Here is a 24034-nt window from a genome sequence, read left to right as displayed (position 1 = left end):
TACCCAAATACTGTTTATTTTCAGTTTGGATTACTTTCTAAGAAATCACGATGCACATGACTCAATGCAATTAAATCTTGATTCTGTAAATTGAAAATTTTCCAAACCTCTTGAAAATCTTCTTTAATATCTACATGGCTTGAAACAGTATTTGCTGCTTGCCATTGTTGATCAGAAATCCACAAATAGGTTTGATTGGTCGCAGTATTTATCGCTTGAACTTTACCTTCTGCATTAATGCCGAGAACCTTGCCTTCTTGTGGCAATGTAGCCTCAATCTTTGGCAGGCTGAATTCTACAAAATGTTTAATTTGACGTAAGCCATAGCCCTTAAAGATTTCTTTTTGAGCTTCTGTGAGTTGCTTATATTTTTGTTCAAGTTCAAGGATCATTACTTTACCTAAAAATTTCAATCAATTTTTAAAAATATTTATGGAAATTAGACTTAATCATATCGTCTAGAAGATATACAACACTGCTATCAGAAAAACAATTATCCTTTTTATTATTTATGCTCAAATGAGTGCATTTTTTCTTTTCAAAAAAAAAACTATAAATTAATCATCATTTTTATTGAAAATATTAACGACTTTATAATTTTAACAACATCAAATTTAAAAAAAACATTCTATTATTCTTGCACCATAAAATCCCGATAAACAATACTCACTTTTACAAAAAAACATTTATTTGTCATTATTATATTCAGATTACATCTAACATTATGCATAAACCATTCATGTGAAAGGTGGTATATAATTTGCTTAGTTGCTGAGATCAATATTCCATTCACTGGACGTTCTCAATGCAAATATTCAACAAAACACTACTTTCTCTTTCTCTTTCTGTATTTCTTGTTGCTTGTAATGATTCAGACAATCAAACGTCAACCGAACCGCAAGTTGATCCAATTAAATTTAATCCTGTTGAAGCAACCATTTCAGATGTACATCAATCCATTTTGAGTCACGGCTCAAGTTGTGTACAGGTGGTACAAAGCTATTTAGATCGCATTACGGCATATGATAAACAAGGACCGACGTTAAACAGTATTATTACAGTCAATCCGAATGCACTTAAAGACGCACAAGCCTTAGATGATTATTTTAAACAATCTGGAAAACTAAAAGGTGCACTACATTGCATCACAGTACTGCCTAAAGATAATATTGATACCTTTGATATGCCAAATACAGGCGGATCGGTTGCTTTAGCCAATAATATCCCTGCAAATGACGCATTTATTATCAAACGTATTCGAGAACAAGGCGGCATCATATTAGGTAAAGCCAATCTTGATGAATTTGCATTTGGTTTTGGCGGAAAATCGAGCCACCCGAATGCTGGACAAGTCAAAAATGTTTATGATTTGACGAAAGGTCCAGGTGGTTCATCAGCAGGTACAGGTGCAGCAATTTCTGCGAGCTTAGCACTGATTGGTATTGGGACAGATACAGGTGGGTCTATTCGCGTACCGTCTGCCGTTCAAGGCTTAGTCGGATTAAGACCTTCTCTACGTTTGGTCAGTCAAGATGGTATTATTCCACTAGCTCCAACCCAAGATACTGCAGGTCCTATGTGTCGAAAAGCGATTGACTGTGCAATTTTAATGGATAGTTTAGTTGGTTTCGATGCTTCAAACTCATCTAATCAAAGAAGTAGCTATGAGCGAACTTCAGCTTTAATCAACTCTGAAACTGCTTATCGCTCATTAACGCAACAACCTACAAGTTATGTGCCAAATAGTTCAGCAAGTCTTATTGGAAAACGTATTGGTTTAGTAAAAGCATTGTATGCTCAGCCCAATACTACCGGTGAATTATCAGAAGATGGGAAACTTGTGAATGCTTCTATTGACGAATCAGTCGCAAAATTACGTGCTGCAGGTGCCACCGTTGAGGAAGTGAATATTGATGATTTATCGACTATTTTGACTCGTTACTCAAGCCTTTCAAGTTATGAATTCAAGACGTCTCTGACCGAGTATTTAAAAACTACAGGCAGTATTTACCAATCATACGAGGCACTTTTAGACAGTAATTTAATGATTTCAAGCTTTTCGGGCTATAACAGAGACACCACAACCGCATCATTTATTGCGGGTTATGAACTGAACTCAACTGAACGTAGCCCTTTTGTTCGTTCACGTATTGGTGCTGCCTTAGAGAATGCTCAACTTGATGGTGTGTTGAAAGGCGTAAAATATGATGTTTTAGCTTACCCTTCCATTACAGGACTAGCAGCAAATCTTGGCTCAAGCCCAACAACAGGAACAAACAATCGTTTGAGTCCTTTTAGTGGTTTTCCTGCGCTTTCTATGCCTTCAAGCACCGTGACGTCAAGCCGTAGCCAATATCCGATGAACGTCAATATAGAATTTATTGCCCGTGAATTTGACGAACAAACTTTACTTAATATTGCAGTCGCTTTTGAAAAAATTAATCCTGCACGTCAAATTCCAACCCATACGCCTGCACTATAAGTATCCATAAATTCTATGAAAAGCTTCTTTTAGAAGCTTTTTTTAATTTTTGATGAGGATGCTCTCGGATGTGCTTGATCGTACACTTGTGCTAAATGATCAAAATCGACATGGGTATAAATTTGAGTCGTTGTTAAATTACTATGACCCAACATTTCCTGAACAGCACGTAAATCTCGACTATTCGATAACATATGACTGGCAAAGCAATGTCGCAATAAATGAGGATGTAAATCCACATTTACACCTGCGCGTAAAGCTTGAAACTTCACACGATTTTCAATTTGTCTTGGGGTAATGACATTACCCTGTTGAGTAATAAAAACATGAGATTCTGGACGAAACTCACCATTCCAAATGCGATTAATTTTTAGCCACTCAACCAAACTGTCTTTTGCCTTAGAGCCAAAAGGTACAATACGTGTTTTATTCCCCTTACCCGTAATACGCAATAAAAGTCGAGTAAAATCAATATCTCGAATTGTTAAGCCTTGTATTTCTGCCAGTCGTAAACCACTTGAATAAAGCAGCTCGATAATCGCTTTATCTCGTAACCACAATTGTTTATCTTTCGGTTTTTCAGGCGCAGCTTGATCTATAATTTGGTTAATGGTTTCAATATCAATCAGACCTGGCAATGGTCTTGATTGCCGTTTCAGTTGAAAATCATCAGCAGCATTAATTGCTAAATAATTGCCTTGTTCTGCCCATTTCATAAATTGACGAATTGACGTTAAATGACGTTGTAAACTGGTTGAACTCAATTGATCTTTTTCTACACGAAATGCGACATATTCTCTTAAATCTGAAGTTTCAACTTGTTTTAATTCAAGCTTTTTGGCATAACAAAAATCAATAAAATTTGATATATCACGAAAATAAGCATCTAAAGTATGTTCAGATTGGTTCTGTATTTTCCGATCCTTAATAAACATAGCGAGCAATTGCATTGCACCAAATTGCGCAGTGTCGAATGTCATTTCACTCACCTCTTTCTGAATGTTCATCGCGCAATATTATAAAAAGGTTCTGAAATTCAGAACCTTTTTATTTTTACAATTAACTTTGGAAGTAACGTAAGTCTAATCGACCTTCGTACACCGTTGCAGTTGGACCTGTCATCCAAACTACATCGCCTTCTTTCCATTCAATTTGTAATGTACCACCTGCCAACTCAATTTTAACATTATTGGCAAGTAAACCACGGCGCATTCCAGAAACCGCCGCAGCACAAGCACCTGTACCACATGCCATTGTTTCGCCTACACCACGTTCAAAAACGCGTAAACGTGCATGTTTTTCATCAACAATTTGCATAAAACCTGCATTTACACGCTGTGGAAAACGTTCATGTGATTCAACTTGTGGCCCGATTGTCGCAACGTCGGCTGTCAAAACGTCAGAAACAATGGTCACCGCATGCGGATTGCCCATATTCACAACATCAATTGTCAATTGCTCTTCATTTGCCAATGCAATGTTGTACAACGTATCTGGTTCTTCTGCGATGAACGGAATCTCGTTCGGTAAAAATTTTGGATAACCCATATTGACACGAACCCAACCATTCTCACCCAATTCAGGCTCTACAATTCCCGAACAGGTTTGAACTTTAAATTTGGTTTTATTGGTCAATTGACGTTCATGCACAAAGCGCGCAAAACAACGCACTCCGTTTCCACATTGTTCTACTTCTGAACCGTCCGCATTGAAAATACGGTACTTAAAATCTACGTTTGGGAAATCAGGTGGTTCAACAATGAGGAGTTGGTCGAAACCAATTCCGAAATGGCGATCTGCCAATCGGCGAATAGTCATGGCATCGAAAAAAGCACGTTGGCTGATTAAATCAACTACCATGAAGTCATTGCCCAAACCATGCATTTTGGTAAATTCTAATAACATTTAAATGGCTCCTTATGGCAATAAACGTTCATTTTTCCACAGCGATTCAATCGTTTCACGCTCACGAATTAAATGTGATTGATCCCCATCAACCATCACTTCCGCAGCACGACCACGGCTGTTGTAATTAGAACTCATCACAAAACCATACGCCCCTGCACCCAATACTGCAAGATTGTCATTTTCTTGAATAGCTAATTCACGCTCCTTGCCTAAGAAATCACCTGTTTCACAAATTGCACCCACAATGTCCCACTCTTTCGTTTCCACATCTGTACGTGTAGCAACAGGCTGAATATCCATCCAAGCTTGGTAAAGTGACGGACGAATCAAGTCATTCATTGCAGCATCAACAATTGCAAAGTTACGATGATTAGTTGGTTTTAATAAATCTACTTTTGTCACTAACACACCTGCATTTGCAGAAATACTACGACCCGGCTCCATATACACTTTAAGGCCTAATTTTTCTAAAGCTGGACGCATTGCATTGGCATATTCTACAACGCTTGGCGGTGTTTCATCTTTATACGTCACCCCTAAACCACCACCAATATCGATGTGCTTTAAGTGAATACCCAGCTCTTTTAATCTGTTAATCATGCCAATCACACGATCAAGTGCATCGACAAATGGCTGAGTTTCAGTCAATTGTGAGCCAATGTGACAGTCAATTCCAACGACGTCTAAATTTGGCAAAGATGCAGCATATTGATAAGTTTCAAAAACCGAATCTGAAGGGATACCAAATTTATTTTCTTTTAAACCTGTCGAAATATACGGATGAGTTTTGGCATCTACATCTGGATTTACCCGTAAAGAAATAGGCGCTTTTTTACCAAGTTCAGCAGCCACTTTTTGAATACGGTCTAATTCGGCATATGACTCTACATTAAAACAAGAAATACCCACTGCTAATGCTTTTTGAATGTCAGCTTCTTGCTTACCCAAACCTGAAAATACAATTTTCGATGGCTCCCCACCTGCCGCAAGTACCCGTGCAAGCTCACCACCTGTCACGATGTCAAAACCTGAACCTAATTTTGCTAATACATTCAAAACCGCAATATTTGAGTTTGACTTCACTGCAAAACAAATTTGATGATCGATAAAACCAAAGGCTTTATCCATATCTAAATAATGCTTTTCAAATGTCGCTTTTGAATAGACATAAAGTGGTGTGCCATATTGCATTGCGAGTTGGTCTAGAGAACATTGCTCTGCATGCAATACCCCATTAATACGGGAAAAACTCATGAATGTATCCTTTCTATGAAAGTGTAATTAGCTTTAGTTTGAAGTGACTTGTGACACTGGCGTAGACTGATCTGGTGCAACTTCTTGCTTCTGCACTTTCTGATCAGCTTGTACGATTTTGTTGTCATTATTTGAATGCAACAAATACTTCGCACGCTTATCATAATCTTGGTTATTCACTAACTGTAAATTGCCAGATTGACCACAACCGAGCAGAACACTGCTCATCAAAACTAAACTGATGCCACAAATAACAAAACGCATCTGTTCACCTATTTCCAAAATTTTCGTCAGTATACCTTGATTCTAAAATATAGACCAAAGCAGAACTGACAAAGCTTAGAACGAGAATAAAAAAAACGCCAGTAAATAACTGGCGTTTCCTTATCAGAATCTTTGAAATTGGAAATGACTATTTTTTCTTATAGAAACAGAAATAACCGATTGCAAGGATCACTAACCAAATTGGACTCACCATCAACGATTTTAATGTATCTGGTTCTAAAGCCAGAATACCAATCGTACCGATGAAGAAAGCTATCACAATGTAGCAAGTAATTGGTCCACCTGGCAGTTTAAATACAGATTTTGCATGAAGTTCTGGGCGTGTTTTGTAATACACCAAATAACTCCACAAAATAATAATCCAAACCAAAATAAACAGAATGGTTGATAGTGTTGTTGCTAAAGTAAATGCTTCAACTGTATTGGGAACGAAGTACTGTAATGCAGCACCACCCAATAAACACACACCAGAGAAATAAAGTGCATTCGCTGGAACTGCACGTTTATTCAAAAGCCCAAACGATTTAGGTCCCTGTTCTTCACGAGAAAGACCAAATAACATACGACTGGTTGAGAATACACCACTGTTCATAGACGACATAACAGAAGAAAGTACCACCAAGTTCATGATGATCGCTGCTGCTGCAATACCTGCTTGGCTGAACAAATTAACGAAAGGACTCACTTTCGGATCAATCGTATTCCATGGCGTAACGGACATGACAATAACCAATGCCAATACATAGAAGAAAATGATACGAATAGGAATCGAGTTCACTGCTTTTGGTAAATTCTTTTCTGGATCTTTAGTCTCAGCAGCAGTAGTACCTACAAGTTCCACACCGACAAAGGCGAAAATTGCAATCTGGAAGCCTGCTAAGAAACCACCTGCACCCGTAGGGAACATGCCGCCATGACTCCACAGATGCGTAAATGATGCGACTTGACCTGTTGTAGAAGTGAAGCCTGTAAAGATCATCCACAAACCGACTAATATCAACACGACAATGGCGATAATTTTTATCAGTGCGAACCAAAACTCTAGTTCACCGAACAATCTTACAGTAACTAAATTAAGCCCCAAAATAAAGAAAATTGCGGCAACACTAATCATTACCCCTTCAGTTGGACTAAAGGGCATACCATTATTAAAGAACTGCAAATAGTAAATAATCGCGGATAAATCTGCGATACCAATGGTGATCCAACATAACCAATAAGTCCATCCGACAAAATACCCTGCCCAAGGACCAATTAAATCGGTTGAAAAATCGATAAATGATTTATATTGCAAGTTTGACAGTAATAATTCACCAAGCGCACGCATGACAAAAAACACCATTAAACCAATGATCATATAAATAAATAATATGGATGGTCCTGCAAGACTAATTGTCTTCCCCGAACCCATAAATAATCCTGTACCAATAGCACCACCAATAGCAATCAATTGAAGGTGACGATTGGACAAACTTCTCGCTAGTTCACCTGTCTCCGCAGAAGAACTGAGTTTTTCATTCGACATTGTTATATTCTTCTCTCAGATTTCGTTGTACAAAAGTAGCTTAAAACAAAAAAAATAATAAAGCCTTTTTCAAGAAATACTTAAATAAACTTAAGTATATCCATCCTTTAGCCTATAAAACAGCCAAAAAACTATCCTTTATCTTTTTTATTTTAACGTTCCATCACTTTGCAGTTTACGTGCCAAAAATGAATTTAGCGAGATCTTCGACAAAAAATTGTTTTTCAATGCATCAATTGCTACATTCTCACCACCTGACATAATATTGATGCACTAAAACATGGCAAAAGCAAAAACACTTTACCGTTGTGAACAATGTGGCACAGATCATCCAAAATGGTCGGGACAGTGTTCTGATTGTGGTGAATGGAACAGTTTGTCTGAAGTACGCATAGAACCTATGGTGTCACATCGTGCTAAACCCATGGGAGGCGGTTATGCAGGTCAAGCTGCCAATATCACGACACTCAATAAAATTCCAGTTTCAAATGAAACACGTTTAGGTACGGGTATTAGTGAATTTGATCGAGTGCTTGGTGGCGGTTTAGTCACAGGCTCAGTAGTGTTGATTGGTGGTGATCCTGGTATTGGTAAATCGACTATTTTACTGCAAACAGCAACTTACATGGCTGCTGCCAATAGCTCAGCATTATATGTCACAGGTGAAGAATCACTTCCGCAAGTTGCATTACGTGCAAATCGGCTTGATTTACCAACAGACAAACTACAAGTCATGGCAGAAACATGTGTAGAACGTATTTGTGATGTTCTTGCTCAAATTCGCCCTGCCGTGGCTATCCTCGATTCAATTCAAACGCTTTATACGGAAACCTTACAATCCGCACCAGGCGGCGTTTCACAAATCCGTGAATCAGCTGCATTACTGACCCGCTTTGCTAAGAATAGTGGCACTGCATTATTCCTTGTCGGTCATGTGACCAAAGAAGGTTCACTTGCAGGCCCTCGTGTTCTTGAACATATGGTCGATTGCGTCTTGTATTTTGAAGGGCAATCTGACTCACGCTACAGAATGATCCGTGCGGTTAAAAACCGTTTTGGTGCTGTGAATGAACTTGGCGTATTTGGCATGACGGATAAGGGGTTAAAAGAAGTTGCCAACCCCTCAGCCATTTTTTTAAGTCGTTATGATGAGGCCATTCCTGGTTCAGTGGTGATGATTAGCCGTGAAGGTACACGCCCATTATTGGTCGAAGTTCAAGCACTTGTCGATGATGCGCATGGGCAACCACGACGTGTTGCACTTGGCTTAGAACAAAACCGTTTAAATATGTTGCTCGCGGTGATGCATAGGCATGGTGGTGTGCAAACATCTGGACAAGATGTTTATATCAATGTTGTCGGCGGTTTAAAAATTACTGAAACAGGTTCGGATCTGGCTGTACTTTTAGCATGCGCTTCAAGTTTACGCTCCAAAGCCTTACCGCAACAATTGGCTGTATTTGGTGAAGTTGGTTTATCTGGTGAAATCCGCCCAGTTCCCAATGGACAAGAACGCTTAAAAGAAGCAATTAAACATGGATTTAAATACATTATTGTACCTCGCGGCAATGCACCACAAAAACCCATTGCAGGCGTTCAAATCATTGCTGTTGCACGCTTACATGAAGCCTTAGCAGAAGCAATGCAACTCACCGATGAAGTTGATTAAGTTTTTAAGAAACTACGTTTGAATCTAATGTCTTTCATTAGGATTTCATAACAGCTCTTTTATTCGTAAAAGAGCTGTTCCAGTCAGATTTGAGACATCATCATTCCAAAATCACACGCCATACAATTAAAGTAAATTCACCTTATATATTTATAATTGACATCTAGATTGGCTCATTATTTCCATTGCATATTTGATTTATTAAATTTCATTGAGCAAAATCATCTACATTGAGAATTTCCACTTCGTACTGAGTAGAAAACTCACATGTAAGTAAATGATTTTACCTATTTGATAAAACCACATAAAAATATCGTTTCCAACCATTTCATATATATTCTGTAAACACTTTCTATATTTTCTAGCAAAAATAATATTCGTTATTTTTATGTGAATATATGACCAATTAAACTCCAAAAACATTGAAATTCTATTGAAAAGGCTGCATATATAGAAAGATGAAAACAACTTAACAATATCGTTATGATTGTTTCTCTCATATATATCAATTTTTTAAATAGGTAATTTCAATGGAAGTTCGACAGCGCGGCTTGATCGCAGGTATTTTAATGGCGACTTTGACTGTAGCTCCTTTAGCCGAAGCAAAACGTGCAGGTGGCGGTAAAAGTCATGGTATGAGCCGTTCTTCGAGTTCAAGTCAATCTTATTCTCAACCTCGTCAAACCACGCCTGCTCCTGCTCAATCTGGTCAACAAAAGTCTGGCTCAGGTGTTGGTAAAATGGTTGCTGCAGGTGTTGCAGGTGCAGCAGTCGGTGCAATTGCAGCCAATGCGATGGCTGATGATAACAATAGCAATGCTCAAACCAATGATGCTGAAGTTGCTAAACAACAAGCAGCGCAACAAGAAGAAAAAGGTGGCATTCCAAGTTGGATTTGGTTGATCCTGATTGCAGGTGGTGCATTCTTCTTGTTCCGTAAATTCAGTGCCAAAAAAAAATTAGCAACCAATAATCCATTCTCACCGAATAGTTCAGGTCCATCATCTGCACCATTTGGTCAGGCAAATACGACTACTCGTAACAGCAATGACAATAGCAATATTTTTGGTCAATCTGTTGGTGGTAGCGTAGCGCCACAAGGACCATTTGGCGCATCTATGCAAAGCGGTAGCCAACTTCCAGATGGAACAGAGCCTGCTGCATTTTTACGTATTGCACGTCAACGCTTTAACCACATCCAGTCGATGAATACTGCGAGTAATATTGCAGAAATTCAACGTTATTTAACCCCTGATCTTTATCAGTCTATGTATAACGATATCATGGGGAATCAAGATCAAGACGTTGCTGAGTTTTCAAACTTAAATGCGATGGTGGTGAATAGCGCAACTGAAAATGGTCAATATGTTGCAAGTGTTCGCTTTACGGGTTCAGTGAGTGAAGACTTAAATAGCCAAGCTGTACCATTCTCTGAAATATGGCACTTTGTTAAACCTGCAGGCTCTAGCCAAGACTGGTTAGTTGCAGGCATTCAGCAAGAAAGCTAATTTATTGTTATGATAAAAACCAGCACTTTGATGCTGGTTTTTTATTCGGTAAAATGCACAATCTAAATGATTAAAGTTGCGCTATAGAATCATTTTCGACTTGAAAGATTTTCAATTTTAAATATCCTATACATATAAAATAAAGAAGACCTGTGATGATAATACGATCTATATTCTATTTTATGTTATGTGTAAGTTCTTATAGCTTTGCATGCGAACCTGCTTCTTTAAATTGGGAAAAATTCCACCATACTTATGATTTAAATAAAAATGAGACTTTTGAATTAAAAGAATTTTTAACAGTCAGAGATTTTGACCCGCTTCCTTGGATAAATGACAAACGATTTCAAGGCAAAGATAAAAACATTAAGTTATTCAAATTTCTAGATCAGAATAAAGATGGAAAGCTCACCAATGAAGAGTTAGGTGAAATACATTCCTTACTCCCAAACCCTTGTGCAGACTGGCATAAATAATATATTACGATCTAAAAACCATATTAAATACCTTGTCATTATCACTTTGCTCTTGCCTTGCAGTACGCTACTCGCATGTAAACCAGCCAATATTGACTGGGATGCTTTTTTTCAACATTACGATAAAAATCATAATCAATTGATACAGTTTAAAGAATTTAAATTGATTAAAGACTTTTCCGCTATCCACACCCCAATCAAACTGAATTTCATGCTAATGACGGACATCAACAGTTATTTATAATGCTAAGTCAAAACCATAACGACAATCACAATCATCCATTAACAAAAAAAACGAACTTATGAAGATCTAGAAATTTATTCAAAATCCTTGTGCTCTTTGGGAATGTTCTATTCCACAGCATGAAAAACATAGCTATCAACATCAATAAAGTTATAAAAACAAAAAAAGCCCTGAATCATCAGGGCTGCAAATTCAATATTTTATTTAACGCTTAGGCAATGGAATATATTGAGAATCACTGCTTTGAAGTTTTCTTTCACCAACTTTCACCGCAAGGGTTACTGTTTTCCCACCACGAACCACCTCAACCTGAATGATTGAATTTGGAGCTTGTAAAGCCACGTAATTGATCAAGTGTGAAGTTGAACTAATATTTTCATTATTCACTTTGACAATACGATCACCGACTTTGATACCAGCTTCTGCCGCAGGGCCATTTTTCAATACATCAGCAACAATAACACCTGCTTGACGAGGCTGTAAAACATCATCCTGAGTTGGTGGTACCAGGCTAATGCCCATCCAACCACGAATCACGCGACCATCTTTTAAAATTGAATTTAAAACTTGCTGACAAATTTTTGCAGGAATCGCAAATCCAATACCCAAAGAACCGCCTGATTGAGAGAAAATTGCAGTATTTACACCAATTAAATTACCCGCAACATCAATTAAAGCACCGCCAGAGTTTCCTGGATTAATTGCCGCATCCGTTTGGATAAAGTCTTCGTAAGTATTGATACCTAAATCTGAACGACCTGTCGCAGAAATAATCCCTTGCGTGACTGTCTGTCCTACACCAAATGGATTACCAATTGCCAGTACAACATCGCCAACTTCATTACCACTCAATTTAAACGGTAATACAGGAAGATCCGCTAGCTCAATTTTAATCACTGCCAAATCTGTATCTGGATCTGTACCAATCACTTTTGCTTCAGCACGGCGACCATCTTGTAAAGCAACGACGATTTGGTCTGCTTGCGCAATTACATGATTATTCGTCAAAATATAACCATCTGGACGAACAATTACCCCTGAACCTAGACTATTTTCGTTTTTACTTTGATTCTGTTCTGGAATCTGATTTCCAAAAAACTCTCTAAAAGCGGGATCATTAAGTAAGGGATGGTTTTGTTTGACTTTTTGTGTCGTGAAAATATTCACAACCGCAGGTGCTGCTACTTTCACAGCAGCACTATATGACACCACACCACCTGTTCTAGAAGTATTGACCAAAGGTTCTACTTTTTCAGCAGGCATTTTTACACCATCAGGTGCAATGGGTGCTTTAGGTTGTTGTAGTTTCTGCCACATCACAAAACTGATAATGACAAGGATAAGTAATATCCACGGTAGCCATGCAAATGAACGGCGCACTTGTATTTCCTCTTAGAAATTTTTTAATTCGTTGATGCAAAAGCATTTTGTATATTGTAAAGCAAATAGAAAAAGATACATAAAAAACACAAAGAATTTTGTTCAGCTTTAGTTACAATTCAAAATATGTTTTTATGTTTGAAACATGTTTAACGCATTTTTAGGTACGTCATGGCTTTATTAAAAGAAATTATTCAGTGGTGTGATCAAACTTTAAAATCTCACGAATTTAAAGACTATGCACCCAACGGTTTACAGATTGAGGGTAAATCTGAAGTTAAAAAAATTCTCTGTGCAGTTACAGCATCACAAGATGCAATTGAAGCGACGATTGAACAAAATGCAGATCTGCTTTTGGTTCATCATGGTTATTTCTGGAAAGGTGAACCCTACCCGATTACAGGAATGCGTGGAAAACGCATTAAATCATTAATCCAAAATGATATTTCATTGGCTGGCTATCATTTACCTTTAGACGCACATCCAATATTGGGCAATAACGCTGCAATTGCAGATATTTTAGACTTAGAAAATATCGAAGCGCTTGATCCGAATGAACGCCATCCTATTGGCAATATTGCTTATCTGAAGCAAGCGATGTCTCCAGAGCACTTTAAAGACTATCTATCAGAAAGATTAGGTTTTAATACAATTCACTTAACAGCAGAAAAATCGAGTATTCAAAAAATAGGATTTTGTACGGGCGGTGCGCAAGATTTTATTGCGCAAGCTGCACAAATGGATTGTGATGCCTATATTTCAGGCGAAGTGAGCGAACGTACCTTTTACGAAGCTAAAGAACTAAATGTGCATTATTACGCATGTGGGCATCATGCGACAGAACGTTATGGCGTACAACGACTTGCAAAAGCTATTTCAGAACAGTTCAATATTGAGTATAGTTATTTCGAATTAAACAATCCGATTTAATCTTGATGTTAAACCACTCATTTCGTGCGCATAAAAAGCTGTAAATGAAAAGTTTTTTCACCGTAAATAATCACTGATTTTTAACATTTTCTTTATACGTATTAAATCGAAATAAATTGTGTATTGTTATTTAACATCCTGCACAATTGTTTGAAGAATCTATTACAATAAAGCCACTTAATGTTAAAACCCAGCAAAATGCAAGGAATTTAAAACATGACAACCATTACTTTACCTGCGCTTCCATACGGTTATGATGACCTAGCTCCACACATCAGCAAAGAAACTTTAGAGTTTCATCATGACAAACACCACAACACTTATGTTGTTAACTTAAATAACCTAATCAAAGGCACAGACCTTGAAGGTAAATCTTTAGAAGAAATTATCGTTGCTGTTGCTGGCGATGCATCTAAAGCTGGTGTTTTCAACAATGCTGCACAAGTTTGGAACCACACATTCTACTGGAACTGCTTGGCTAAAAATGGTGGCGGTAAAGCGACTGGCGCTTTAGCTGCTAAAATTGATGAAGCTTTTGGTTCTTACGAAAAATTTGCTGAAGAATTTGCTGCTGCTGCAACAACTCAATTCGGTTCAGGTTGGGCTTGGTTAGTTGCTGACAAAGTAAATGGCGAACTTTCTATCCTTAAAACTGCAAATGCAGATACTCCACTTGCTCATGGCAAAGTAGCAGTACTTACAATTGACGTTTGGGAACATGCTTACTACATCGACTTCCGTAATGCACGTCCTGTTTATATCAAGACTTTCCTTGAAAGCCTTGCAAACTGGGATTATGCAAATGCTAAATATGCTGGTCAAGCTGCTGGCGTAGAAAAATAAGCCCCTAAAATATTGAACTTACGTTCTTATTAAAAAGATCGCTCTTTTATAGAGCGATTTTTTTAATTATCAATAATCAAATTTTAGAATTTTCTAAACGAATGGCCATTTTTATCTCAATCTAGCGCAATAAAGAGCATTTATTATTAAATAGACAATTCAGAAATGATTTAATTTTATGCACGATATGAATCAAAAATAGATTGTAAACTTTAAATATAATCAATATATAAGCAAATATTTTAAATTCGGACAATAAAAAAACATTTGAACTTTTTTCTTATAATTTAACTTGACCACTTACACATTCATCCATAGAATGCGGATCAGATTCTCCAATAGCTCAGTCGGTAGAGCGACGGACTGTTAATCCGCAGGTCCCTGGTTCGAGCCCAGGTTGGAGAGCCATCTATTCTTCCATAGCTCAGTTGGTAGAGCGACGGACTGTTAATCCGCAGGTCCCTGGTTCGAGCCCAGGTGGAAGAGCCAGATTCTAAAAAGCCCACTCATTATGAAGTGGGCTTTTTTTATTGAGTTTAATCATTGGGTTTTCAGCACAATACAAATCAATGCATATTCTTATAATTCATCTTAATCTTTAAATCATACCTATAAATATTCGCTGTACCACCTAAGAAAATCAACTTAATCGCAACTATATAACCAATATGATGATCTACACATAAATCTCGGAAATTTAAATCACAAGGGCTTTAAAATTGTAAAATTGAGAATTCATCAAAATTTTATATCTCTCCCATTCCTTCTGATCGATCAATTGTGCAAACAACACCTTCTTGCAAGGCTTCTTTTTATGACTTTACAGTTGTTAATTGATTTCCTTAGAGTTAATTCATATCACATCTTGCAAATAATTAAGCTTCTGACATAAATTTTAAAAACTCATCATGAATAAAGGAACAATGATAATTTTCAAGAATATACTTTTATTGTTTATGAATGATCAAATATTTAGCAAATAATACTTTTTTAACGCGAATTTAACAATTTTTCCTTGACCCATATCATTTTCATCCCTAGAATGCGTTTCAGATTCTCCAATAGCTCAGTCGGTAGAGCGACGGACTGTTAATCCGCAGGTCCCTGGTTCGAGCCCAGGTTGGAGAGCCAAATTCTAAAAACCCACTCATATTTGAGTGGGTTTTTTCTTATCTAAAATATATTAATTATGCCCTTCGACTTACATCAGATTTTGTTTTTAGTTATTGGCTGCATAGCGAGTGTTGCTTTATGCATTGCTTGTTTTGGGCAACATTTATTTCGACATAAAAATTATTATGCTAAACCTGTTATCACGACATTTGAACAGAAAATGTTTGTTCAATTGATAGAGGTATTTCCGCAACATCACGTCTTAGCGCAAGTCGCATTCAGCGCACTTATTACCAGTAAGCAATTTAAATACCGTGCTAAATTTAATCGCAAAGTGACAGATTTCGTAATACTTGATAAAAATATGAAAGTTATTGCGATTATTGAATTAGACGATCCTTCGCATTTAGGCAAAGAACAACAAGATGCACAACGTGATGCGATGCTTGATCAAGCTGGTTATCGAGTCTTAAGATATACCGATATTCCTAGTGGTCGCGAACTAAGAAAAGATATTCAAAATTAATCATTTAAAATAACAAAGCATTTTAAATATCTAAGGCTCTAGACATTTAAAATGCTGATAAAAATTACATCAGTCTTTGATAATGAAAAATCATTAATCTAAAAATTTAACCACCGTACCATTCTGCACTTTGCTCCCTAAATCATTCGCATCCCAATTGGTTAAACGCACACAACCATGTGAAGCAGTTTTTGAAATTAAAGACGGATTTGGCGTGCCATGAATACCGAAAGTTGGTTTACTTAATGCAATCCATATATTTCCAACTGGACCATTTGGACCTGGAGGTAAAGCCAGTTTTTTACGATTACTGCCTTGTACAAAATTTTTCGGGTTATAGCCGTACACAGGATTTGGCGCAACCTTAATCACCTTATGTGTTCCTTTGGGTGAAGGTGTGCCTGAACCACCAATTGTTGCAGGAAATGAAGCAACCATTTGATTCATATGGTTATATAAATAAAGTTGTCGTGCAGGTTTATGCGCAATAATTAAAGCAATGTCTTGGGGTAAATCATTCCGTACGATAGGAACAAGAATAGTTTCACCAACTTTTTTAAAATTCACCTTAGGATTAATTTGTTTTAAAAAATCTTCATCAATATGAAACTTTTCACCTAACATTTCTGTGACACGGGTGTAATACAAGCCACGCATCTTTGATTGCAATGCATAGTTACGTGGAATAGATTTTACATAAGGACCTTTAATATCCTCTGTTGTAATTTGATATGCTCCAAAAGCCGCAGTCTTTTGATTTTTCAGCAAACTATCCCAGGTTTGTTTATCTAGCTCACCTGTAACAGGCAAAGCTTGGATTTGTTGATAGGCAGCCAAAGCTTTTAAGAAGTTTTTGCCACTTTTACCATCAATCGCACCCGGTGATGCATGTAAATTATTCAGCATCACTTGTGCACGAGCATAAACTGGAAATTGCCCTCGCCCTAAATTGCCAGACCACGTCGATTTATTAATACTGTCTATAGACCAGTTTTGTTGAGCATCCGTTTGGATTGCTACATCACTTTTTGTTGCTTCAACTTTTTGTTTTGCATATGTTTGAGCTTGAATAGAAAATCCCAATAGGCACATTACACAGATCACACTTGGCAGAAACTTAGCCATAAGAAACGCTCACATTAAATTTAAGTTTACTTTTGATCATTATTCAATATTAGGTATTATATGATGAATAGATAGAATAACTCCGAAATCATTTTCTTTAAATAAATGATTTTTCATAAAAAATAACTACTTTTAGCTATTTTCTATCTATATTTATTGATGTAAAGATACACCAATAATCATCCAATTTAATCAATCTATTCTAAGATTCTAAAATTTACACTTTCAAAAACCATGAAGCAATTTGCTCAAATTTTATAACTTTGAATAAATCAATTTACGCGCCGTTATTATCGTTTTTTTTAAATAATACGCAATATTTCAAACTTTAAATTTTTAGCATTGATTTGTTTTTGAGATTAAAAATACGAGTAGATCAATGATTTATTTAGATATAAAACCAATAAATAAATTTTCATATTCCAGAATAAATCATTTAAATATCATCAATATTATTTGAATCAAACTTAATGTTAAAAATTTTAATGTCATAAAATCGTGATATCTCCAGTAAACTCACAAAGAATATTGATGTATAAATTTATGACAATTGCATGAATATGTTGACTATTTTTAAGCCAAAAAGCTATGTAAGTATATTTAATTTTGCTGATTGATTTGAAATAGCTGTTATCATTTTTTGTCTTAATCGATTATCATCTGTTTTATTTTTAGTAAGAATTGCCTTGAATACGATTACCTTACTTCAGCCTGATGACTGGCATGTCCACCTTCGTGATGGTCTCGCGTTAAAACGCACTGTTCCAGATCTAGCGAATCAATTTTCTCGCGCAATTTGTATGCCGAATCTTGTTCCACCTGTAAAAACAGTGGATGAAGCCATTGCTTATCGTGAACGCATCATGGCGCATGTACCAGAAGACGTAAATTTTGACCCACGCATGGTGCTTTATTTTACCGATCACACATCTCCAGACGAAGTGCTTAAAGTTAAGCAATCTGAACATGTTAATGCATTCAAACTCTACCCTGCGGGTGCAACAACCAATTCGGATAACGGTGTAAGCGATATTCGTAAAGTTTATGCAGTTATTGAACAATTAGAAGAACATCAAGTTCCGTTATTACTACACGGCGAAGTTACGCACCATCATGTGGATATTTTTGACCGTGAAAAACGTTTTTTAGATGAAGTGCTTTCGCCTTTATTGAAACAATTTCCAAAGCTTAAATTGGTTTTAGAACATATTACCACCAGCGAAGCTGCACATTTTGTTATCGAGCAAGATCGTAATGTGGCTGCAACAATCACACCTCAGCATTTATTATTTAATCGTAATGATATGTTGGTGGGTGGTATTAAACCGCATTTTTATTGCTTACCTATCTTAAAACGCCAAACGCATCAACAGACATTACTAGAAGTCGCGACCAGTGGAAATCCTAAATTTTTCTTAGGAACAGACAGTGCGCCTCACTCTAAAAATGCCAAAGAAAATGCCTGTGGTTGTGCAGGTTGTTATAGCGCACCGACAGCAATAGAATTTTATGCGCAAGCTTTTGACCAAGTGAATAAGTTAGAGCGCTTAGAAGGCTTTGCAAGTCATTTCGGTGCAGATTTCTATGGCTTGCCACGCAATACCAATACGATTACGCTTGTTAAAGAAGAACAGGTAGTTCCTGAACGTTTAGATTATTTGGATGGTGATGATATTATTCCGCTTTATGCAGGAAAAACCATTCAATGGAGAAAGGTGTGACAACTGAAACACAACCTGTAGTAATTGGACAACGCTTTCGTGGATTTTTACCCGTTGTTGTCGATGTCGAAACTGCAGGTTTTAATGCCGACACAGATGCCTTACTTGAAATTGCATGTATTCCAATTGTTTATGATGCCGAAGGAAAATTTGTTCCAGGTGAAGCACATCATGCACATATCAATCCTTTTGAAGGTGCGAATTTAGATCGCCGTTCACTGGATTTTATTGGTGTAGATCCATTCAATCCGATGCGTTTAGCAATGGCTGAAGATGAAAAATCGGCTTTAAAACGTATGTTTAAAGCTGTAAATGAAGTTCGTAAACAACAGCATTGTACGCATGCCGTTCTAGTTGGACACAATGCACATTTTGATTTAGGTTTTTTAAAAGCAGCAATTGCGCGTACGGGAACTAAAAATCAGAATCCGTTTCATAGCTTTTCGGTCTTTGATACAGTGACTTTAAGTGCTGTGATGTTTGGTCAAACCGTATTGGCAAAATCATGTATTCATGCAGGAATTGAGTTTGATGGTAAAGAAGCGCACTCCGCTTTATACGACACTCAAAAAACTGCTGAACTGTTTTGCTATATTTTGAACAAACTCGCTCCTCACTTACTTGACACTTTGGTGGCGGATCAATAAGATAGCGCCACCTTCTAACGACCCTATCGTCTAGAGGCCTAGGACATCGCCCTTTCACGGCGGTAACCGGGGTTCGAATCCCCGTAGGGTCGCCATCTATTTAAATTTCCTCATATTTTTAAAATTAAATTCCTTCTCTGATTTAATCTTTAAGCTCATCTATTATTTTTATATACCCACTTATATCGTTGCTATGATTCAATTTATTTTGTGAATTTTCACGTTTTATTCTAAAATAGATCTTTAAAACTCTGTAACAACACTTATGCAATCTCCCGATCAATCTAATCAACATTTTTCTGTTGATGGAAATTCTATTGCCTTAAAAAGAACAATGACAAAACGACATCTAGTCATGTTGTCCTTAGGCGGTGCGATTGGTACTGGTCTATTTCTAAGTTCTGGCGAAGTCATTGCACAGGCTGGTCCTCTAGGAGCCGTGATCGCATACATCATTGGTGGCTTAATTGCCTATATGGTCATGCTGTGTTTAGGTGAGCTTGCAGTAAACCAACCTGTGACTGGGTCGTTTGGTGCTTTTGCAGCTAATAATATTGGGCCAGGGACTGGTTATATGGTGTCTTGGATGTATTGGCTTGGTTGGTCTGCAACACTTGGTACTGAATTTACCGCAGCTGCCATGCTGATGCAGGAATGGTTTCCCTCAACATCCATTTGGTTATGGACATTGGTTTTTATTGTCACCGTATTAATTTCAAATTTAACTTCCACTCGCTTCTTTGCTGAATCTGAGTTTTGGCTTTCCTTGATTAAAGTTGCCACAGTATTAATTTTTATTGTGCTTGGTTTAACTGCAATTTTTGGTCTCATTCCTTTCTATGGTCATGAGTCTGCTCCATTATTTAGTAATTTGACAGCGCATGGCTGGTTGCCGAATGGTTTATTTCCCATCTTTGCCACAATGTTAATTGTCAATTTTGCCTTTAACGGTACAGAAATGATTGGGATTGCCGCAGGTGAAACCGAGAATCCTGAAAAAAATGTTCCCAAAGCGATTCATGCTGCTGTTTGGCGTTTAATGATTTTCTTTGTTGGTACGACTATTGTGATCAGTTCGCTATTGCCTTATCAAGATGCAGGCTTAGGCGCAGCACACGGAGAAGGTGTCAGCAATAGTCCATTTGTTTCTGTGTTTAACTTGATTGGTATCCCTTATGCAGAAGATATTATGCGTTTTGTAATTATCACAGCATTACTTTCAACTGCAAATTCAGGTCTTTATGCGGCTTCACGGATGATGTGGGCACTTTCAGTACAAAAACAGTTACCTAAGATTTTTTCTAAATTAACCAAATCTGGAACACCAGTCATCGCAATTTTAGTGACAATGATTGGTGGTCTACCAGGCTTGCTCTCCGAGCAATTTGGTGCTGATTTTATTTTTAAAAACTTACTTGGTATCGCTGCATTTACCATGGTGATCGTTTGGATGAGCATTTGCTGGAGTCAGTTTAATTTCCGTCGTAAATGGCTCGCAAGCGGTAAAACCGTCGCAGATTTAAAATTTAAAACACCGTGGTACCCAATAGTACCAATACTCGGCTTTATAACATGTACTGCAACAGGTTTGAGTATGGCGGCTGATCCTGAAATGCTTTCTGGATTTATCGGTTGCTTAATTTTTATGGCAACCTGTTATGCAACATATTACTGGTTGTACCACAATAAAAGTACCTAAGTCCCCAGCTAAATAATAAAAAATCCGCTTTATTGTGGATTTTTTATTATGCTTGAACATAATCTTGTTAAAATAATCATCCAAATGCTTTAAATATGCATTTTGTACATAATCATAATCCACATCGCTGATTTGTCTTTTATTCGCAAATAAATCCACAGTATTAGATTGTTGTTTCAATATCTAATTTTAAATAAAAAAATTATGACGAAAATTCAAGCTAGGCGTATATTTTTAAATATGCTAATGAATACCTGACTGGCTCAGATAATACTCAATTTTGTAAATATATTGATCAAAAACATTTTGTATATTTATTTTTAGCATTTAAATTGTCGCTTTTATAAACATTTAGAATGTCTCATATTTATACTCACTTCAAAGCCATTATTTTTAATTAAAAATGAATTATTGATGATTTGGATCAGGGGGAATTTATTAAAAATGTATAGTAAATCATCAAATAACTCGTTTTTTTGAGTTTCCGTTTAGATATTCATCAATCAATCCATTCTTCAAGCCATTCATTTTGACAATGCACTATTTTATCATTATTATATTCAACACCTCAGTACGACCCTATCGTCTAGAGGCCTAGGACATCGCCCTTTCACGGCGGTAACCGGGGTTCGAATCCCCGTAGGGTCGCCATATTCTATAATTATAATGATGTTAATAATCAATTCTAGATTGATCTATTTCTTAATTTCACTACAATAGCTCCCTTCCTTCGTTACAACACTTCAACTATGTCTTCATCTCAAAATGAGCATGATGCTATGCATTCTAGTTCTAACTCAGCACCTTTAAAACGCGCCATGAGTACACGACATTTGGTGATGATTTCATTGGGTGGTGCAATTGGTACAGGTCTTTTTTTAGGTTCTGGTGAAGTCATAGCGCAAACTGGCCCCATTGGTGCCATCATTTCCTATATTCTTGGCGGAATCATCGCCTATATGGTTATGCTCTGTTTAGGTGAGCTTGCTGTTCACATGCCAGAGTCTGGTTCGTTTGGTACCTATGCCCAAAAATATATCGGTCCTGCAACAGGTTATACCGTTACTTGGCTCTATTGGCTGACATGGTCTGCAACCCTTGGAACTGAATTCACTGCTGCTGCGTTATTGATGCAAGAATGGTTTCCTCACATATCAATGTGGTTATGGACAATTATTTTCGCCGCAATTGTTTTTGGCTTAAATATGAGCTCTACCAAATGGTTTGCCGAATCTGAATTTTGGCTGTCTTTGGTCAAAGTGATTACTGTTATTGCGTTTATTCTCTTTGGTTTATTGGCGATCTTTGGGGTGCTCAATTATCAAGGGTATGACTCAGCACCATTATTTAGTAACTTAACGACAAATGGCTGGTTCCCTCAAGGTCTATTTCCAATCTTTGCAACGATGCTGATTGTAAACTTCGCCTTTTCTGGAACAGAGCTCATTGGTGTTGCTGCGGGTGAAACACAAGATCCTGCGAAAAATGTACCTAAAGCAATCAATACTGCAATTTGGCGTCTGCTGATCTTCTTTGTGGGTACAATCGTTGTCATTAGTGCATTACTGCCACACCAAATGGCAGGGCTAGATGCAGAAGGCGTAAGTAGCAGTCCTTTTGTGACCGTATTCAATCACATTGGTATTCCATACGCACAAGACATTATTCGCTTTGTTATTATCACCGCCTTACTGTCTGCTGCCAATTCAGGTTTATTTGCAGCATCACGCATGATGTGGTCACTCTCTGCCAAGAAACAGCTCCCCGCGCTATTCTCTAGGGTCAATGCACGAGGGATTCCTTATATTGCCGTGATTGTCACCATGTTTGGTGCGCTTCCCGGTTTACTGTCGGAACACTTTGCACCTGAGACTATCTTCAAAAACCTACTCGGTGTTGCCGCATTTACCATGGTTATGGTGTGGATGAGTATTTGTTTAAGCCAATTTAATTTTAGACGTGAATGGTACAAACAAGGCCATTCTAAAGCCGATTTGGCTTTTGCAGCCCCATTCTTTCCAATTGTTCCTATTCTAGGTTTTGTCTTCTGTTTAATTACAGGGATCAGCATGGTATTCGATCCTCAAATGCATGCAGGTTTTATCAGTTGCTTAATCTTTATTGCTGCTTGCTATATTAGCTATGCTGTCTTATATAAAGACCGATCGCAGTCATAACTGTTAAAAAAATCCTCAATTATTTTAAATAAAAAGTGTAGTAATTAACTACACTTTTTATACATTCGTACATAGTCAAAATCCATTTAAACTCGTAAATTTAAATGATACATATGACAATTTATAAAAACCCAATGAAAATTATTTTTATTCATGGCATGAATCAACAAAATTATAATGCTGATACTTTAAAACAATTTTGGCTCGACATTTTCAAACTGGGCATTAGTGAATTACAACTAATAATTTCTACAGAGCAATTAAATATTTCGCTGCCTTTTTATGGCGATTTAATCACCAAACACCAATTAAGTAATCAGTTTGACTTAGAATCTTTTTTACCAAAATCATTGATCAATTTTCATCTACATAGACACACAACAATTACGTCATCGCCAACGTCTAATTTTTCAAAAGTCATTCCTGGGCGAATTCAAACATGAGGTGCGACAGTTTGAAAAGTCTTATGATAATCAACAAGCTGAGCAAATTTCTCTAATGGTGTAAGCCAATCTAACGCTT

20 protein-coding genes and 5 tRNA genes are annotated in these 24034 nt (G+C 37.1%); 17 read left to right on the top strand and 8 right to left on the bottom strand.

Annotated features, from left to right (window positions below):
- Positions 1-20: 20 nt before the first annotated feature.
- Positions 21-392, bottom strand: coding sequence for a hypothetical protein (locus ACG94X_RS10305; RefSeq protein WP_419383641.1), 372 nt, complete (start codon positions 390-392; stop codon positions 21-23).
- Positions 393-805: 413 nt separating this feature from the next.
- Here ACG94X_RS10305 and ACG94X_RS10300 point away from each other — a divergent pair, with 413 nt between their 5' ends.
- A complete protein-coding gene (locus tag ACG94X_RS10300) occupies positions 806-2482 on the top strand; it encodes an amidase (protein ID WP_419383640.1) in 1677 nt (558 codons plus the stop codon).
- Between the two features lie 29 nt (positions 2483-2511).
- Here ACG94X_RS10300 and ACG94X_RS10295 read toward each other — a convergent pair whose 3' ends face one another.
- The 5 genes from ACG94X_RS10295 to ACG94X_RS10275 form a co-directional block, all read right to left on the bottom strand.
- Entirely contained in the window at positions 2512-3462 is a 951-nt protein-coding gene (locus ACG94X_RS10295; protein ID WP_419383639.1) for a tyrosine recombinase XerC, read from the bottom strand.
- A 79-nt stretch (positions 3463-3541) separates the two neighbouring features.
- Positions 3542-4387: a diaminopimelate epimerase gene (gene dapF / locus ACG94X_RS10290; protein WP_419383638.1), complete on the bottom strand. Its 846-nt coding sequence runs from the start codon at positions 4385-4387 to the stop codon at positions 3542-3544.
- A 12-nt stretch (positions 4388-4399) separates the two neighbouring features.
- Positions 4400-5644: a diaminopimelate decarboxylase gene (lysA, locus tag ACG94X_RS10285; protein ID WP_419383637.1), complete on the bottom strand. Its 1245-nt coding sequence runs from the start codon at positions 5642-5644 to the stop codon at positions 4400-4402.
- Between the two features lie 33 nt (positions 5645-5677).
- Complete coding sequence (locus ACG94X_RS10280; protein WP_419383636.1) at positions 5678-5908, bottom strand: hypothetical protein; 231 nt, start codon at positions 5906-5908, stop codon at positions 5678-5680.
- A gap of 148 nt (positions 5909-6056) precedes the next feature.
- The gene (locus tag ACG94X_RS10275) at positions 6057-7454 is read right to left on the bottom strand and encodes an amino acid permease (protein WP_419383635.1); all 1398 of its coding nucleotides are present in this window, start codon (positions 7452-7454) and stop codon (positions 6057-6059) included.
- Positions 7455-7734: 280 nt separating this feature from the next.
- Between ACG94X_RS10275 and radA the strand changes: the two genes are divergently transcribed.
- The 3 genes from radA to ACG94X_RS10260 all read left to right on the top strand — a co-directional run bounded on the left by radA (position 7735) and on the right by ACG94X_RS10260 (position 11107).
- Positions 7735-9123, top strand: a complete 1389-nt coding sequence (gene radA, locus ACG94X_RS10270; protein ID WP_419383634.1) for a DNA repair protein RadA — start codon at positions 7735-7737, stop codon at positions 9121-9123.
- Positions 9124-9653: 530 nt separating this feature from the next.
- Positions 9654-10631 carry a Tim44 domain-containing protein gene (locus ACG94X_RS10265; RefSeq protein ID WP_419383633.1) on the top strand — a complete coding sequence of 326 codons (978 nt, stop codon included), beginning with the start codon at positions 9654-9656 and terminating at the stop codon, positions 10629-10631.
- 155 nt (positions 10632-10786) lie between these two features.
- The gene (locus tag ACG94X_RS10260) at positions 10787-11107 is read left to right on the top strand and encodes an EF-hand domain-containing protein (protein ID WP_419383632.1); all 321 of its coding nucleotides are present in this window, start codon (positions 10787-10789) and stop codon (positions 11105-11107) included.
- 448 nt (positions 11108-11555) lie between these two features.
- Here ACG94X_RS10260 and ACG94X_RS10255 read toward each other — a convergent pair whose 3' ends face one another.
- Positions 11556-12731 carry a S1C family serine protease gene (locus ACG94X_RS10255; protein WP_419383631.1) on the bottom strand — a complete coding sequence of 392 codons (1176 nt, stop codon included), beginning with the start codon at positions 12729-12731 and terminating at the stop codon, positions 11556-11558.
- Between the two features lie 171 nt (positions 12732-12902).
- On the opposite strand from ACG94X_RS10255, the gene ACG94X_RS10250 reads away from it, so the two are divergent.
- The 6 genes from ACG94X_RS10250 (at position 12903) to ACG94X_RS10225 (ending at position 16143) form a co-directional block, all read left to right on the top strand.
- Complete coding sequence (locus ACG94X_RS10250; protein ID WP_419383630.1) at positions 12903-13661, top strand: Nif3-like dinuclear metal center hexameric protein; 759 nt, start codon at positions 12903-12905, stop codon at positions 13659-13661.
- 216 nt (positions 13662-13877) lie between these two features.
- The gene (gene sodB / locus ACG94X_RS10245) at positions 13878-14504 is read left to right on the top strand and encodes a superoxide dismutase SodB (RefSeq protein ID WP_419383629.1); all 627 of its coding nucleotides are present in this window, start codon (positions 13878-13880) and stop codon (positions 14502-14504) included.
- 332 nt (positions 14505-14836) lie between these two features.
- Positions 14837-14912: transfer RNA gene (locus ACG94X_RS10240), tRNA-Asn, on the top strand.
- Positions 14913-14917: 5 nt separating this feature from the next.
- Positions 14918-14993 (top strand) — tRNA-Asn (locus tag ACG94X_RS10235).
- 566 nt (positions 14994-15559) lie between these two features.
- A tRNA-Asn gene (locus ACG94X_RS10230) sits at positions 15560-15635 on the top strand.
- A gap of 58 nt (positions 15636-15693) precedes the next feature.
- Positions 15694-16143: a DUF2726 domain-containing protein gene (locus ACG94X_RS10225; RefSeq protein ID WP_419383628.1), complete on the top strand. Its 450-nt coding sequence runs from the start codon at positions 15694-15696 to the stop codon at positions 16141-16143.
- Positions 16144-16236: 93 nt separating this feature from the next.
- Here the strand turns inward: ACG94X_RS10225 and ACG94X_RS10220 are convergent, their stop codons facing one another.
- A complete protein-coding gene (locus ACG94X_RS10220; RefSeq protein WP_419383627.1) occupies positions 16237-17268 on the bottom strand; it encodes a L,D-transpeptidase family protein in 1032 nt (343 codons plus the stop codon).
- Between the two features lie 686 nt (positions 17269-17954).
- Between ACG94X_RS10220 and pyrC the strand changes: the two genes are divergently transcribed.
- From pyrC to ACG94X_RS10185, 7 genes are all read left to right on the top strand, one after another.
- Entirely contained in the window at positions 17955-18989 is a 1035-nt protein-coding gene (gene pyrC, locus ACG94X_RS10215) for a dihydroorotase (protein WP_419383626.1), read from the top strand.
- A complete protein-coding gene (gene rnt / locus ACG94X_RS10210; RefSeq protein WP_419383625.1) occupies positions 18974-19636 on the top strand; it encodes a ribonuclease T in 663 nt (220 codons plus the stop codon). The genes pyrC and rnt overlap by 16 nt, the downstream gene beginning before the upstream one ends.
- Positions 19637-19655: 19 nt before the next feature.
- Positions 19656-19731, top strand: a tRNA-Glu gene (locus tag ACG94X_RS10205).
- A gap of 170 nt (positions 19732-19901) precedes the next feature.
- The gene (locus ACG94X_RS10200) at positions 19902-21335 is read left to right on the top strand and encodes an amino acid permease (RefSeq protein WP_419383624.1); all 1434 of its coding nucleotides are present in this window, start codon (positions 19902-19904) and stop codon (positions 21333-21335) included.
- Between the two features lie 575 nt (positions 21336-21910).
- A tRNA-Glu gene (locus tag ACG94X_RS10195) sits at positions 21911-21986 on the top strand.
- 98 nt (positions 21987-22084) lie between these two features.
- Positions 22085-23512, top strand: a complete 1428-nt coding sequence (locus ACG94X_RS10190; protein ID WP_419383623.1) for an amino acid permease — start codon at positions 22085-22087, stop codon at positions 23510-23512.
- Between the two features lie 113 nt (positions 23513-23625).
- A complete protein-coding gene (locus ACG94X_RS10185) occupies positions 23626-23955 on the top strand; it encodes a hypothetical protein (RefSeq protein WP_419383622.1) in 330 nt (109 codons plus the stop codon).
- The last annotated feature ends 79 nt before the right edge of the window (positions 23956-24034 follow it).

The organism is Acinetobacter psychrotolerans, from assembly GCF_048552595.1.
Taxonomy (GTDB): Bacteria; Pseudomonadota; Gammaproteobacteria; order Pseudomonadales; family Moraxellaceae; genus Acinetobacter.
The sequence above is the reverse complement of the archived record's forward strand: the minus strand, read 5'-3'. Positions and strand labels throughout refer to the sequence as shown.

Excerpts from the sequence above, each read along its gene's own strand:
- ACG94X_RS10305 (WP_419383641.1), bottom strand. The coding sequence starts at position 392 with ATGATCCTTGAACTTGAACAAAAATATAAGCAACTCACAGAAGCTCAA.
- ACG94X_RS10300 (WP_419383640.1), top strand. The coding sequence starts at position 806 with ATGCAAATATTCAACAAAACACTACTTTCTCTTTCTCTTTCTGTATTT.
- ACG94X_RS10295 (WP_419383639.1), bottom strand. The coding sequence starts at position 3,462 with ATGACATTCGACACTGCGCAATTTGGTGCAATGCAATTGCTCGCTATG.
- dapF (WP_419383638.1), bottom strand. The coding sequence starts at position 4,387 with ATGTTATTAGAATTTACCAAAATGCATGGTTTGGGCAATGACTTCATG.
- lysA (WP_419383637.1), bottom strand. The coding sequence starts at position 5,644 with ATGAGTTTTTCCCGTATTAATGGGGTATTGCATGCAGAGCAATGTTCT.
- ACG94X_RS10280 (WP_419383636.1), bottom strand. The coding sequence starts at position 5,908 with ATGCGTTTTGTTATTTGTGGCATCAGTTTAGTTTTGATGAGCAGTGTT.
- ACG94X_RS10275 (WP_419383635.1), bottom strand. The coding sequence starts at position 7,454 with ATGTCGAATGAAAAACTCAGTTCTTCTGCGGAGACAGGTGAACTAGCG.
- radA (WP_419383634.1), top strand. The coding sequence starts at position 7,735 with ATGGCAAAAGCAAAAACACTTTACCGTTGTGAACAATGTGGCACAGAT.
- ACG94X_RS10265 (WP_419383633.1), top strand. The coding sequence starts at position 9,654 with ATGGAAGTTCGACAGCGCGGCTTGATCGCAGGTATTTTAATGGCGACT.
- ACG94X_RS10260 (WP_419383632.1), top strand. The coding sequence starts at position 10,787 with ATGATAATACGATCTATATTCTATTTTATGTTATGTGTAAGTTCTTAT.
- ACG94X_RS10250 (WP_419383630.1), top strand. The coding sequence starts at position 12,903 with ATGGCTTTATTAAAAGAAATTATTCAGTGGTGTGATCAAACTTTAAAA.
- sodB (WP_419383629.1), top strand. The coding sequence starts at position 13,878 with ATGACAACCATTACTTTACCTGCGCTTCCATACGGTTATGATGACCTA.
- ACG94X_RS10225 (WP_419383628.1), top strand. The coding sequence starts at position 15,694 with ATGCCCTTCGACTTACATCAGATTTTGTTTTTAGTTATTGGCTGCATA.
- ACG94X_RS10220 (WP_419383627.1), bottom strand. The coding sequence starts at position 17,268 with ATGGCTAAGTTTCTGCCAAGTGTGATCTGTGTAATGTGCCTATTGGGA.
- rnt (WP_419383625.1), top strand. The coding sequence starts at position 18,974 with ATGGAGAAAGGTGTGACAACTGAAACACAACCTGTAGTAATTGGACAA.
- ACG94X_RS10200 (WP_419383624.1), top strand. The coding sequence starts at position 19,902 with ATGCAATCTCCCGATCAATCTAATCAACATTTTTCTGTTGATGGAAAT.
- ACG94X_RS10190 (WP_419383623.1), top strand. The coding sequence starts at position 22,085 with ATGTCTTCATCTCAAAATGAGCATGATGCTATGCATTCTAGTTCTAAC.
- ACG94X_RS10185 (WP_419383622.1), top strand. The coding sequence starts at position 23,626 with ATGACAATTTATAAAAACCCAATGAAAATTATTTTTATTCATGGCATG.